Genomic DNA, 13,521 nt, shown 5'->3' with positions numbered 1-13,521 from the left:
GGCCGGCAGGCGGCATGCCGGCCACGGTGCCCGCTCCCGAATCAGTCTGCGTCATTCGAACGGAAACTCCACCATGCTTCCCGTCCCGAGCAAACCTGCCGGCGGCCTTGCGCTGCCGGGCCTGTCCACCGAGCACACCGACGGCGCGGCGCGCGCCGCGCTGGAAGGGCGCCGCACCGGCGTCGCCGCGCTGCTGCCGTTCGTCGGCCCGGCCGTGATCGCGTCGATCGGCTACATGGACCCCGGCAACTTCGCGACCAACATCCAGGCCGGCGCCGCGTACGGTTACCGGCTGCTGTGGGTCGTGCTGGCCGCGAACTCGATCGCGATGCTGTTCCAGGCGATGTCGGCGAAGCTCGGCATCGTGACCGGGCGCAATCTCGCCGAACTGTGCCGCGACCGTTTCCCCGTGCCGGTCGTGTGGGGCATGTGGATGGCTTCCGAGATCGCCGCGATGGCGACCGATCTCGCCGAATTTCTCGGCGGCGCGCTCGCGTTCGGGTTGTTGTGCCATTCGTCGCTGTTCGCGGGGATGATCGCGACCGCGTGCGCGACCTGCGCGATCCTCGCGCTCGAAAAGCGAGGCTTCCGGCCGCTGGAAGCGGCGATCGCGGCGCTGGTCGGCGTGATCGGTGCGTGCTATCTCGGCGAACTGCTGATCGCGCCGCAGGACTGGCACGCGGCCGCGTTCCATCTGGTGGTCCCGCAGATTCCGGATCACGCGGCGCTGACGATCGCGGTCGGGATCATCGGCGCGACGATCATGCCGCACACGCTGTATCTGCATTCGGGTCTCACGCAGGATCGCACCGCCCCGCGCGACGACGGAGAGCGGCGGCGGCTCGTGCGGTTCTCGAATCGCGAAGTGGTGGTCGCGCTGGGGCTCGCCGGGTTCGTGAATCTCGCGATGGTGATGATGGCATCGTCGGCGTTTCACGCGACTGCGCCGGGCATGACCGACATCGGCGACGCCTATCACACGCTGATCCCGGTGCTCGGGCCGGCGGCCGGCGCGCTGTTTCTCGTCGCGCTGCTGACGTCGGGCGTGTCGAGCTCGGTGGTCGGCACGATGGCCGGGCAGGTCGTGATGCAGGGCTTCATCCACCGCCGCATGTCGCTCTGGGTGCGGCGCGCGGTGACGATCGCGCCCGCGTTCGTGGTGGTCGCGCTGGGCTGCGACGTCACGCGGGCGATGGTGGCGAGCCAGGTCGTGCTGAGTTTCGTGCTGCCGATGCCGATGATCGCGCTGCTGATACTGTCGGCGCGCGAAGACGTGATGGGCGCTTACGCGCTGCGGATGCCGCTGCGGATCGTCGCCGGCGCGGCGACGGTCGTGATCGTCGGGCTGAATGCGTACCTGGTATGGGCGGCCTTCAATTGAGCCGGTGCGGGCCGGCGCTTACTGCTGCATGTCCGGCGCTTCACGCAGCCGCCAGATCGCGTTGCACTGCTGGCCGCCGAGGCTCGTCGCACGCAGCGTGATGACGGCGCCGGCCGCCACCTGGTACCAGAAATGCGCCATCAGTTCGGTGCCCTTGCGCTGCGCGTGGCCGTCGACCCGCACCTCGCACAGCAGCGGCGACGGCGAACCGGACGGATGCGTGACGTAGACGTTCAGCCGTGCGATGTCGCGGGTCGCGGTGAACACGACTTCGTGGTTGCCGCTGCCGACGAGCATCGTGCCGCCCGGTTCGTCGATTGCCTGCAGGTACGCGCCCGCGCTTGTCTCGATCGCGGCGGACGCAACGGTCAGCCCGGCCGAACGCACGTAATCCGCCGCCGCGATGCGGGCGGCGACCGCATCGGACGGCGCCGGCGTGCCGTCCGACAGCGCGAACGGCTGGCCGTCGCGCAGCGAGGCGTCGGTGTGGTTCGCGTAGTAGCGCCACCGGTCGAGGAAGCGGATGTCGCCGGTCATGTGCAACGCACGGATCGGCTCGCCGTGGTACCTGAGCGTCGTCGTGCCGGTGCCCGCGTCGAACGATTCGTGAATGCCGTACTTGCTGACGAAGTTCTGGACCGGGTCGAGCAGCGCCGTTTCGCCTTGCGCGCTCCACAGGTGCAGGAACGTCGTGTCGATGCCGAAGCATTCCTGGAAATCGGTGCCGATGCGGGCGATGCAGTCGCGCAGGTGGTCGGCATAACGCGCCCATGCGTCGGCGGTTCCGGCGACGAGCCCGGCTTGCAGCGCACCGCCGTGGCGCGCGTTGACTTCGTCGACGACGAGGCGCCAGTGATGGTCGCGCCGCTCGCCGATCAGCGGCGTGACGACGAACGTGCAGAACAGCGGGTCGGGGCACACGTGGAGCCGGTCGTCGTCGATCTGCGAGAACAGGTCGAACTGCGGCGCGCAGAACCAGATGTCCGCGTCGTACAGCGCGAGCTTGCGGATCTGCGGATGGCGCGCGCAATACCCGGCGGCCTCGATGAAGCGGCCGACCGGCAGCGCATAGGCGCTCGATGCGTCGATCACGTCGACCGACTGGCTCGCGAGAATCTGCCGTTTGCGTTCGGACAGCCCGTAGCCGATCACCGCGATCCGCCCGTCGTAGCCGGCGTGCCGCAGCGACAGCAGGAACGGCACGAGCATTTCGTACCACGCGCGGTTGTTGTCGTTGATCGCCACGCAGACTGCGTGCTCGCTCGAATGCATGTTGGTGTCCCGTTACGTGTGCCCGGCGCGGTGTCCGCGCGATGCCGGTCATTGTAGATCGCCGCCGCACGGGCCGGCGCAGGCCCCGCGCCGGCTCGGCGGCCCGCGGCGCTGGCCCGCGCGGCGGCGATTACTTCGCGAGCGTCCGGTACGACACGAGGTCGTTGATCGGCCCGATTTCCGGTCCGGTCGCGCCGGGGCGCGTGGCGACCTGCACGACCTTCTCGAACATGATGATGAACGGCGAGTTCGCGAGCACGGCCTTCTGCAGCGTTTCGTAACGCTGCGCGCGTTTCGCGGGCGACGGCTCGACGAGCGCGGCTTCGGTGTCCTTCGTCAGTTGCGGAATGTTCCAGCTGTTGCGCCACGCGAGCATCTTGGTCGGCGACTGGTCCGAGTTGTCCGGATTCCACGCGAAACCGCGCGCGTTGCTGTTCGGGTCCATGTAGTCGGGCGACCATTCGCCGATGAAGATGTCGTGCTGGCGGGCGCGGTACTTGCCGATCGCCTGCTTCGCGTCGCCCGGGATCAGCTTCACGCGGATGCCGCCCTGCGCGAAGTTCGCCTGCAGCGCCTGCGCGATCTCGAGGTACGGATAGTCGTTCGGCATGTCCATCGTCACGTCGAAACCGTTCGGCAGGCCGGCCTTCGCGAGCAGCGCCTTCGCCTTCGCGACGTCCTGCTTGTACGGCCGCGCGTTCGACGCGCCGAGGAAACCTTCGGGCAGGAAGGTCTGATGCACCTTGTAGGTCGTACTGACGACGTTGCGCTGGATGCCGTCGTAATCGACGAGCCACTTCATCGCCTGCTGCACCTCGGGCTTCGCGAGATTCGGGTTCTTCGTGTTCAGGCTCAGGTACAGCAGGGCCGACACCGGCCACGACGCGACCTTGATCTTGCCGGCCTTCGACAGCGCGGCGAGGCTGTCGGGGCTCAGGTTGCGCGCGGCGTCGGCGTCGCCGTTCTCCAGCAACAGCCGTTGCGCGGACGCTTCGGGCACGTGGCGCAGCACCACGCGCTTCATCGGGTATGGCGTGCGGTATTTGTCGAAGCGCTGCAGCACGATGGTTTCGTTCGGCGTCCACTTGACGAGCTGGTACGGGCCCGAGCCCGCGTCGTTGGTGCGCAGCCAGCCGCTGCCGAAATCGCTGCCTTGCTGGTGCGACAGCAGCAGCTTTTTATCGAAGACCGAGGCCGGGCATGCGCTCAGCACGTTGAGCACGAAGCTCGGCGCGTATTTGCGGTCGGTTTCGAGCACGACGGTTTGCGGATCGACCACGCGCACCTTTTGCGTCACGTTCGCCTTCGTGAGGCCGAGATCGGCGAGCACGCCGGCCGGCCCCTTGTCGAGCAGGATGGTGCGCTGCAGCGACCACGCGACGTCGTCGGCGGTCACCGGGTTGCCGGAATGGAACGTGAGGCCCGGGCGCAGCTTGAACGTGTAGGTCACGCCGTCGGCGCCGACCGTCCACGATTGCGCGATCTGTCCGTCGAAGCGCGTCGGGTCCTTCAGGTCGACGCGCACCAGCCGCTCGTAGGTGTTCGCGACGTATTCGGACGGCACCAGCTCGTAGATCCCGCTCGGGTCGAGGGTCGTGAATTCGCCGAGCTGCGTGGCGACGACGAAGATGCCGGGCGGCGTGGCAGCCTGCGCCGGCAGCGCCGGAACAAGCGCGACGAGCGCGGCGCTGACGAACAGCCGGGACAGCAGGTGCTTCATGCGGGCTCCATCGAAAGGGAATCGTGGTGCGATTCTCTCATCGACGGGCACCCGGATGAAAATATTCGGCGGGCGCGCCGGTTGGCGCGTGGCGACGGGCCGGGCGGGCGCCACGCGCGGGAGGTGGTCAGATCGCGCAGCGTGCGATCGCGAAGCGCATCGCTTCCTCGGCCGGCTCGCTGCCGGAGCCCCGCACGACCTTGATCACCGAGCCGTTGCCCGACGGCGTCAGCGTGACGAAGTACGAATTCGAACCGACGGCGATGTCGGTCACGCCGTTGTGCTGCGATTGTTCGGTGCCCGACAGGCGGCTGTCGAGGCAGTTCGCGACCGCGTAGGCCGGGCGTTGCGACGACACGTAGATCATCGGCGCGGCACCCGAGCCGGCCGAGTCGGACGAGGGCGCGGAACCGCAGGCGGCGAGCAGGGCGGCGGGAAGGAGCAGCAGGAATCGTTTCATGGTCGGTCGTCGGGTGTCTCGTATCGAGGCTGGGGCGCGGGGTAGCGAAACGCGAAGCTTCGCGACGAAACCGCCCGGAATCGGGCCGCTTTTGGCGGACGACGAGACGGCGGGCGGCTGACGACGGAGTATACCCGCAGCATTTGACGCCGTTGGCGCGTTGAAACGATTCGATACACAACGAGCGCCCGCTGCCGGACGGGCGCTTGCTCAGTGCTCGCCGTTACCGGCGGATCCCGCGGTCGTCGCGATGCCGGCGCACGGAGCGGCGCCGCAACGCATGCGGGTCAATGCGCGCCGGCCGCCGCCGCATCGGCATCGCCGCCGCCCGAGCGCGACGGCTTCGTGATCCAGATGAGCGGGATGATCGCGATGAAGATGATCGCCGACACATAGAAGATGTCGTTCAGGCCCATCACGGCCGCCTGCGAATCGACCGATGCATTGAAGAACGCGAGCGCCGAATCGGGGCTCAGGTGCAGCAGCGAACGGGTCGTGTCGAGTTGCTGCGTGAAAACCGGATTGGTGACGCTCGCCTGTTCGGTGAGCCGCACGTGGTGCAGGATCGTGCGGTCGTTCCACGCGTTGCTGATCAGCGACGTCCCGACCGCGCCGCAGAACGTGCGGCCGAAATTCGACAGGCCGGCCGCGGCCGGAATCTTCTCCGGCGGGAGCCCGGACAGGATGATCGACGTCAGCGGCACGAAGAACATCGCCATCGGAATGCCTTGCAGCAGCGTCGGCAGCACGAGATCCCAGTGCGACACGTCGGTGTAGAACGTGGTGCGCATCATGAACACGACCGCGAAGCCGACGAATGCGAGCGTCGCGATATAGCGCGGATCGGTGCGCGGCAGCAGGCGCCCCATGACCGGCGTGAGCAGGATCGCGAACACTCCGAGCGGCGCGGTGGCGAGCCCCGAATCGACCGCGCGGTAGCCGAGATAGCCCTGCATCCATTGCGGCAGCAGCACGAGCGTGCCGAAGAACATCCCGTACGCGACGGAGATCGCGATCGTGCCGCCCGCGAAATTGCGCTGCGTGAAGAGGCGCAGGTCGACGATCGGATTGGCTTCGTTCAGCTCCCACACGAGGAAGAACGCGAAGCCGATCAGCGCGACGATGCCCAGCGCGACGACGACGGGCGAATTGAACCAGTCGAGATCCTTGCCCTTGTCGAGCATGATCTGCAGCGATGCGACCCACAGTACGAGCAGCAGCAGGCCGACCGTATCGATCGGCAGGCGGCGCGTGGCCGATTCGCGATCGCGGAACACGAACCACGTGACGGCCGCCGCGAAGAAGCCGACCGGAATGTTGATGTAGAAGATCCACGACCAGTTGTAGTCGTACGTGATCCAGCCGCCGAGCGACGGCCCCGCGATCGGCCCGACGAGCGCCGTCATCGACCACAGCGCGAGCGCCGTCGACGACTTCTGCCGCGGCCACGCGCCGAGCAGCAGCGCCTGCGACAGCGGCGCGAGCGGCCCCGCCACCGCGCCTTGCAGGATCCGCGCGGCGAGCAGCGTCGGCAGGTTCGGCGCGATCCCGCACAGCCACGACGCGAACACGAACAGCAGGATCGACGTGACGAACAGGCGTACCTGGCCGAAGCGCTGCGTGAGCCAGCCGGTGAGCGGAATCGACACCGCGTTCGCCGCCGCGAAGATCGTGATCACCCATGTGCCTTCGTCGACCGACACGCCGAGGTCGCCCGAGATCGTCGGGATCGCGACGTTCGCGATCGACGAATCGAGCACGTTCATGAACATCGCCAGCGATACCGCGATCGTGCCGATGACGAGCCGGCCGCCCGACAGCGGGCCTGAAGACGAGGGAGAGGACATGGCGTTCCTGCGTGATGGACGAAGGCCGTACGGCGCACGTCGTTCGCCGCACATGCATGTGACGTGCAATGCGGGGACGAAGCGCGAAACGAACGGGCGCACGCACGCCGCACGGCGGCCCGACAAGCGGCGCGGTCGCGTGCGGTGTGCGGTTCGATCGGTGAATCGGAATGGCGAAGCCGGGGCGGGCTTCGCGGGGCGGCTATCGCCGCTCAGGAGGGCGCGACGCGCGTGACGCGTCGGCGGGCAGCACTCACATGGCTGCCGTGGCGTGTGTGGTCGTTTTTCATCGCCACAGGCTAACCATGCGGCGAACGACGATCAACGCTTGCGCGCTCATTAATTCCTTTCCTGCGCTGCAATAATGTAGTCGACGTGCATCGATTGCCGGCCGTGCGAGGCGGTTACGGCGCGGTTCGCCAGGTGGCGAACAGTTCGGTGAGGAACTCGACGAACGCCCGCACCTTGCTGTCGAGCGTCGCGCGGCGCGGATAGAGCGCGTGAAGCTCGACGTCGTTCGTACGGTGCCAGTCGGGCAGCACGATCTCGAGCTCGTTCCTCGCGAGCCGTCGCGCGGTGAAATGCGTGGAGATCAGCGCAATGCCGCCGCCGCTCGTGGCCTGGCGCAATACCGTGACCGATTCGTTCGAGATCAGCACGGGCTGCACCGGGACGTCGGCCCGCTCGCCGTCGGTGTTGCTGAGCCGCAGCGTCAGGCCCGGCGCATCGCGGCCGACGAACAGGATGTCGTGTTGCGCGAGATCGTCCGGCGTGCGCGGCCGGCCGGTGCGATCCAGGTAGGCCGGGCTCGCGGCGAGCTTCGCATGCGACCAGCCGAGCGAGCGCGCGACGTAGCCCGAATCGTTCAGCAGACCCGCGCGCAGCGCGACGTCGAAGCCATGCTCGACGAGGTCGAGCGGACTGTTGTCGTAGATCAGCACCAGCTGCACCAGCGGGTAGCGCCGGCGGAATTCGGCGAGCGCCGGTTCGAGCTGGAACAGGCCGATCGCATAGGGCACCAGCACGCGCAGCGTGCCTTCGGGGTCGGTGCGAAGCGTGCGGACCTGGCGGTCCGCGTCGAGCAGGATGTCCTCGGCGCGCAGGCAGCGATCGTAGTAATCGCGCCCGGCTTCGGTGACCGACACGCGGCGTGTGGTCCGGTACAGCAGTTGCACGCCGAGATCGTCCTCGAGGTGCTTGACCTTGCGGCTCACGCGACTGAGCGGCATGTCGAGTTCCACGGACGCGGCGGTGAAGCTGCCGCGTTCCACTACGCGCAAGAAGATTCGGATGCTATCGAGGTCCATACAAATTGGTTACGTGTTCAACCTGCGCGCATCTTACCGTTGTCGGTCCTGCCACTGCATTTTCATGTCAGTTGTCCAGATTATTCCGTGCGCTGCAATACCGCATTCCGTTTCGGCCGGTAGTGGCGCGCGTCGCACGCTCGTATGCTCGACGCATGAAATTTTCCGTCCCCGGCCTGCCGCCGATCGCGGCCGTGCGCGCCGCGCTGCGCGATGCGTGGCCCACCTTGCCGCCGGGCGCGCTCGGCTTCGCATTACGCAATACCGCCGCGTCGTTGCTCGCGCTCTATATCGCGTTCCGCATGAATCTCGACGATCCGATCTGGGCCGCCTCGACCGTGTGGATCGTCGCGCAGGGCAGCCGCGGGATGGGGCTGTCGAAGAGTCAGTACCGGATTCTCGGCACCGCGATCGGGGCGACCGTGGCGCTCGCGCTGACCAGCGCATTCGAGCAGACGCCGCAATTGTTCCTGCCCGCGCTCGCCGCGTGGATCGGCCTGTGCGCGGGCATCGCGACGTTCCAGCGGAATTTTCGTGCGTATGCGGCGGTGCTCGCGGGCTATACGGCCGCGATCGTCGCGATGGACGCGGTATCGGCGCCGCTGCATGCGTTCGATATCGCGGTCGCGCGGTTTCTGTACGTGGTGGTCGGCATCCTGTGCGGTGCGCTGTTTGAAACGGTCTTCGCACCGGGCGCGCCGCTGAAGGACGTCCGCACGCGGCTCGCGCGCTATCTCGACCGCGCGGTGGCGGTCGGCGCGGGCGCGCTGCGCCGCGAGCCGAACGACGCGGCCGTGCACCGGCTGTTCGCGGACGCGCTCGAACTCGACACGGCGGCCGAATACGCGGCGGCCGGCGCGCCGCCGGTGCGCAACATGATCGGCCATCTGCGCGTGGCGGCGCTCGGTGTGCTCGCCGCGCAGGCTGCCGGGCAGGCGATCCGCGAGCATGCGGCGCGCGCCGGCGGTGCGCCGGAGCCGCTCGTCGACGAGGCGGCAGGCGTGCTCGACCGGGTCGCCGTGTCGGGCGACGCGGGGCACGAGATGGCGGCGCTGCGCGTACGGGTGGACGCCGCCCTGCGGGTCGAAGCGGCCGTGCCGGCCGGCACCGACACGTCGCGCCTGCTCACGCTCGACCGGCTGTCGGCGCTGCTCGGCGGCTTCGACCGCGCATTCGCGAGCCAGGCATTGCTCGAGCGGCCGGTGCCGCCGCCTGCACGCGTGCGCTATGCGTTCCACCGCGATCCGGTGCTCGCGTGTCACAACGGCGTCCGCGCGTTCATCGCGGTGCTGGCCGCCTCGGCGATCTGGATCTTCACCGCGTGGCCGGCGGGCGGCGGGTTCGTCGCGATCACGGCGGTGGTGAGCGCACTGTTCTCGACACGCCCCAATTCGGTGCGCGCGATCGTCGGTTTCATGAAAGGCACGGCATGCGCGGCGGTCGCGGGCGTCGTCTGCAACTTCGCGCTGCTGCCCGCGGTGTCGGGCTTCGAGATGCTGGCCTACATCCTCGGCGTGTTCCTGATCGGCACCGGCCTGGCGATACGCCATCCGCGCACGGCCGCGATGGGCAGCGCGTTCTCGATCTTCTTCTGGAATTTCACGTCGCCGAACAACACGGCGCGCATCGGCGACGCCGCGTTCCTGAACAGCGCGCTCGCGACGCTGCTCGGCATCGCGTTCGGTGCGCTGGTGTTCGCGCTGGTGTTTCCCGGCGATCCCGGCACGAGCCGGCGACGCCTGCATCGCGCGGTGCGCCGCGATCTGGTGCGGATCGCGCGCGATCCGCGGGCGTGGTCGGCGAGCGCGTGGCTGAGCCGCACGGCCGACCGGCTCGCGCGCGAGCTCGGGTTCGCGGGCAGCGTGCCGCAGACGCAGATCGAGCACGACATGCGCGATCTGCTCGCGATCTGGGGAATCGGCGACAGCCTGCTGGCGCTCGCTGAACTGGCCACGCGGGAACCGGCCGCGCGCCGCGCGGCGGCGGCGGTGCGCGGGCGCGTTGCGCGGGCGGATTTCGCGCGGCTCGAACGGAGCTGCGACGCGGCGGCCCGCCTGTTGCGCCGTCGCGTGGCCGCGCGCGACGGCGACGCCGCGCATGCGTTGCTGAATGGCGTGGTCCTGCTGCGGCGGATCGCGGATGCGGCCGCCGAGCATGGCGACTTCCTGGCCGGCCGCGATCGGGCGGGGCGGCCGGTCAGGTGAGGCGGTACGACGGGCCGGGCGTCACCTCGGCCGGCAGCGGCTCGCGGTTCAGTTCGAGCAGCGTGCGCTCGATCTGCCGCGTCATCGCATCGAGCGCGAGATGGTTCGGCCCGTCGCCGAACGGTTCGGCGATCGCATGCGCGATCGCGTCGAGCGCGATCAGCGTATAGGCGACGAAAACTGTTACAAAAGGTGTCGCCGCGCCGATCGAATCGACGAGGCCGAACGGCAACAACACGCAATATGCGTAGATGGTCCGGTGCAGCAGCACGTCGTATGAAAACGGAATCGGCGTCGATGCGATGCGCTCGCAGCCGCTCACCATCGCGACGAGATCGTCGAGGCGCGCATCGAGCATCCACAGCCGCGTGTCGGCGAGCTGGCCCGCATCGGCGCGCGCGGCGAACGCTTCGCGCAGCGCGTGCACGACGACGACCGGACGAAACCGGGCAGCGGCGACGCGCGTATAGGTCGCGCCGTCGAGCAGCCCGCGCAGGTCCGCGGCCGGATCGGTGCCGCGCAGCTGATGCTTGAGCGTGTAGACGAATGCGACGACCGTGCGCACGAACGCGCGGCGCGATGCGTCGTCATGGTCGACCGCGCCGTAGCAGAGCGCCTGCGACACCAGCGTGCGCGTGGCGGTCAGCACGCCGCCCCACAGCTGCCGGCCCTCGCGATAGCGTTCGTAGCTGGCGTTGTTGCGAAACCCGGCGAAGATCGCGAGCGTCAGGCCGATCAGCGTGAACGGCGTCGGATTCAGCGGCACCTTCTCGCCGAGCACGCGGCCGCCGCCCCAGACCGCGACGAGGCTGATCGCGAGCGTCAGCACGAGTTGCGGCAGGATGGTCGGCAGCACCGAGCCGTTCCAGACGAGCAGCATCCGCAGCCAGTGCTCGCGCGGACGAACGATCATCGTCGTGCTCCGTCAGGCGGCGATCGACGCCGGCGCGGCCGCGCGATGCAGCAACACGGGCACCGACTTCGACGTCGGCGTGTTGCACACGTCGCCGACGCTGTCGAGCGGCACGAGCGGGTTGGTTTCCGGGTAGTACGCGCCGATGCAGCCGCGCGGGATGTCGTACTCGACGAGCAGGAAGCCGTTCGCGCGCCGCTCGATGCCGTCGTGCCACACGGTTTCCATGTCGACCCATTCGCCGGCCTTCAGGCCGAGCATCGCGAGATCGTCGCGGTTGACGAACACCACGCGGCGCTGGCCGAACACGCCGCGATAGCGGTCGTCGAGTCCGTAGACGGTCGTGTTGTACTGGTCGTGCGAGCGCGTCGTCATCAGCGTCATCAGCCGGTCGCCGTGCAGCGCGCGGGCACGCTGGATCGGCGTGTCGGTCGGCAGCGCGTGCGCGATGAAATTCGCCTTGCCCGTCGGCGTGAGCCATTCGCGGTCGCGCGACGCCACGCGCAGGTGAAAGCCGCCCGGCCGCGCGATGCGCGTGTTGTAGTCGTAGAAGCCGTCGAGCGTCGCCTCGATCGCATCGCGGATCTTCGCGTAGTCGTCCTTGTACGCGAGCCAGTCGATCGTGTCGCTGCCGAACAGCGCGTGCGCCATGTGCGCGACGATCGCGGGCTCCGACATCAGGTTCGGCGAAGCCGGCTTGTTCATCCCGTACGACACGTGGACCATGCTCATCGAGTCCTCGACCGTCACGCCTTGCGCGACGTCGTCCTGCAGGTCGATCTCGGTGCGGCCGAGCGTCGGCAGGATCAGCGCGTCGCGGCCGTGGATCAGGTGACTGCGGTTCAGCTTCGTCGTGATGTGCACCGACAGTTCGCAGCGGCGCATGCCTTCCCACGTGCGCGGCGTGTCGGGCGTCGCCATCGCGAAGTTGCCGCCGAGGCCGATCAGCACCTTCACGCGGCCGTCGAGCATCGCTTCGATCGTCTCGACGACGTCGTAGCCGTGATGGCGCGGCGGTTCGAAGTCGAACACGTGGCCGAGCCGGTCGAGGAACGCCTGCGACGGCTTTTCCTCGATGCCGACCGTGCGGTTGCCCTGCACGTTCGAATGGCCGCGCACCGGGCACAGGCCGGCGCCGGGGCGGCCGATGTTGCCGCGCATCAGCATCAGGTTGGTCAGCATCTGCACCGTCGCGACCGAATGCTTGTGCTGCGTGATGCCCATCCCCCACGTCGCGATCACGCGTTCGCTGCGCGCATAGAGCCGCGCGAGCGCGTCGATCTGCTCGTACGGCACGCCGCTTTCGGCCGTCAGCGCGGACCAGCTTTCGGCGCGCAGGTCGTCGGCGAACGCGTCGAAGCCGGCCGTGTGCTCGCCGATGAACGCGGTGTCGATGACGCGCGGCGCACCGGCGGCGCGCGCGGCGTCGTCGAGTTCGAGCACGCGCTTGGCCATCCCCTTGATCAGCGCGAAATCGCCGCCGAGCGTCGGCTGGATGAACGTCGATGCGATCCTGGTGCCCGACATCGTCAGCATCTCCAGCGGGCTTTGCGGATCGGCGAAGCGTTCGAGGCCGCGCTCCTTCAGCGGGTTGATCGACACGATCGTCGCGCCGCGCTTCGCGCATTCGCGCAGCTCGCCCATCATCCGCGGGTGGTTGGTCGCGGGGTTCTGGCCGAAGATCAGCAGCGTGTCCGCATGCTCGAAATCGTCGAGCGTGACGGTGCCCTTGCCGACCCCGACCGACGCCGGCAGCCCGCGGCTCGTCGCCTCGTGGCACATGTTCGAGCAGTCGGGGAAGTTGTTGGTGCCGTACCGCCGCACGAACAATTGATACAGGAACGCGGCCTCGTTGCTGGCGCGGCCGGACGTGTAGAACGCGGCCTGGTTCGGGTCGGGCAGCGCGCGCAGGTGGCGGGCGATCAGTTCGAACGCGTCGTCCCACGCGATCGGCACGTAGCGGTCGGTCCGCGCGTCGTACACCATCGGATCGGTGAGCCGGCCGTGCTGTTCGAGCTCGAAATCCGACTGTTCGAGCAGTTCGGTCACCGTGTGCGCGGCGAAGAAGTCGGGCGTCACGCGCTTGCTCGTCGCTTCCGCGGCCACGGCCTTCACGCCGTTCTCGCAGAATTCGAACGTCGACGCGTGCTGGCGGTCGGGCCACGCGCAGCCCGGGCAGTCGAAGCCGTCCGGCTGGTTCTGGCGCAGCAGCGTGCGGTAGTTGCCGCCGGCGACCTTTTCCTTGATCAGGTTGATCGTGACGGCTTTCAGCGCGCCCCAGCCGGCGGCCGGGTGGGTGTACGGTTCGATGCGCGCGGTGGCGGATTTCTTTTTCATGATGCGGGTGTCGGGGTCGATGCGTGCAGAGTACGCGCGGCACCCGTCCCGCTGTGTGTACACCTGTTCACTTCAAAAAA

At 68.4% G+C, this 13,521-nt stretch carries 9 protein-coding genes; 2 read left to right on the top strand and 7 right to left on the bottom strand.

The annotated features are described in order from the left end of the window. The first annotated feature begins 73 nt into the window (after positions 1-73). The gene (locus DTA15_RS35785; RefSeq protein WP_006483533.1) at positions 74-1,381 is read left to right on the top strand and encodes an Nramp family divalent metal transporter; all 1,308 of its coding nucleotides are present in this window, start codon (positions 74-76) and stop codon (positions 1,379-1,381) included. 18 nt (positions 1,382-1,399) lie between these two features. On the opposite strand, the gene DTA15_RS35780 is transcribed toward DTA15_RS35785, so the two are convergent. The 5 genes from DTA15_RS35780 to DTA15_RS35760 form a co-directional block, all read right to left on the bottom strand. Then, positions 1,400-2,653 carry a hypothetical protein gene (locus DTA15_RS35780; protein WP_006483521.1) on the bottom strand — a complete coding sequence of 418 codons (1,254 nt, stop codon included), beginning with the start codon at positions 2,651-2,653 and terminating at the stop codon, positions 1,400-1,402. 130 nt (positions 2,654-2,783) lie between these two features. After that, positions 2,784-4,373: an ABC transporter substrate-binding protein gene (locus DTA15_RS35775; protein WP_006483834.1), complete on the bottom strand. Its 1,590-nt coding sequence runs from the start codon at positions 4,371-4,373 to the stop codon at positions 2,784-2,786. Between the two features lie 127 nt (positions 4,374-4,500). Further along, positions 4,501-4,833, bottom strand: a complete 333-nt coding sequence (locus tag DTA15_RS35770; protein ID WP_006483835.1) for a hypothetical protein — start codon at positions 4,831-4,833, stop codon at positions 4,501-4,503. 287 nt (positions 4,834-5,120) lie between these two features. Further along, positions 5,121-6,680 carry a DHA2 family efflux MFS transporter permease subunit gene (locus tag DTA15_RS35765; RefSeq protein ID WP_006483833.1) on the bottom strand — a complete coding sequence of 520 codons (1,560 nt, stop codon included), beginning with the start codon at positions 6,678-6,680 and terminating at the stop codon, positions 5,121-5,123. A 404-nt stretch (positions 6,681-7,084) separates the two neighbouring features. Beyond that, positions 7,085-7,987 (bottom strand): LysR family transcriptional regulator, encoded by a 903-nt coding sequence (locus DTA15_RS35760; protein ID WP_006483836.1) that lies wholly within the window; start codon positions 7,985-7,987, stop codon positions 7,085-7,087. 155 nt (positions 7,988-8,142) lie between these two features. On the opposite strand from DTA15_RS35760, the gene DTA15_RS35755 reads away from it, so the two are divergent. Further along, positions 8,143-10,191, top strand: coding sequence for an FUSC family protein (locus tag DTA15_RS35755; protein WP_012493384.1), 2,049 nt, complete (start codon positions 8,143-8,145; stop codon positions 10,189-10,191). Here the strand turns inward: DTA15_RS35755 and DTA15_RS35750 are convergent. Beyond that, complete coding sequence (locus tag DTA15_RS35750; RefSeq protein WP_006481614.1) at positions 10,184-11,104, bottom strand: bestrophin family protein; 921 nt, start codon at positions 11,102-11,104, stop codon at positions 10,184-10,186. The two genes, DTA15_RS35755 and DTA15_RS35750, sit on opposite strands and share 8 nt — an antisense overlap. A gap of 12 nt (positions 11,105-11,116) precedes the next feature. After that, complete coding sequence (locus DTA15_RS35745) at positions 11,117-13,441, bottom strand: FdhF/YdeP family oxidoreductase (RefSeq protein ID WP_006481618.1); 2,325 nt, start codon at positions 13,439-13,441, stop codon at positions 11,117-11,119. Positions 13,442-13,521 lie beyond the last annotated feature (80 nt).

This window comes from Burkholderia cenocepacia (assembly GCF_900446215.1).
Lineage (GTDB): Bacteria > Pseudomonadota > Gammaproteobacteria > Burkholderiales > Burkholderiaceae > Burkholderia > Burkholderia cenocepacia.
This window is presented reverse-complemented; position numbering and strand designations above follow the sequence as displayed.

Excerpts from the sequence above, each read along its gene's own strand:
- DTA15_RS35745 (WP_006481618.1), bottom strand. The coding sequence starts at position 13,441 with ATGAAAAAGAAATCCGCCACCGCGCGCATCGAACCGTACACCCACCCG.
- DTA15_RS35760 (WP_006483836.1), bottom strand. The coding sequence starts at position 7,987 with ATGGACCTCGATAGCATCCGAATCTTCTTGCGCGTAGTGGAACGCGGC.
- DTA15_RS35785 (WP_006483533.1), top strand. The coding sequence starts at position 74 with ATGCTTCCCGTCCCGAGCAAACCTGCCGGCGGCCTTGCGCTGCCGGGC.
- DTA15_RS35770 (WP_006483835.1), bottom strand. The coding sequence starts at position 4,833 with ATGAAACGATTCCTGCTGCTCCTTCCCGCCGCCCTGCTCGCCGCCTGC.
- DTA15_RS35755 (WP_012493384.1), top strand. The coding sequence starts at position 8,143 with ATGAAATTTTCCGTCCCCGGCCTGCCGCCGATCGCGGCCGTGCGCGCC.
- DTA15_RS35780 (WP_006483521.1), bottom strand. The coding sequence starts at position 2,653 with ATGCATTCGAGCGAGCACGCAGTCTGCGTGGCGATCAACGACAACAAC.
- DTA15_RS35775 (WP_006483834.1), bottom strand. The coding sequence starts at position 4,373 with ATGAAGCACCTGCTGTCCCGGCTGTTCGTCAGCGCCGCGCTCGTCGCG.
- DTA15_RS35765 (WP_006483833.1), bottom strand. The coding sequence starts at position 6,680 with ATGTCCTCTCCCTCGTCTTCAGGCCCGCTGTCGGGCGGCCGGCTCGTC.
- DTA15_RS35750 (WP_006481614.1), bottom strand. The coding sequence starts at position 11,104 with ATGATCGTTCGTCCGCGCGAGCACTGGCTGCGGATGCTGCTCGTCTGG.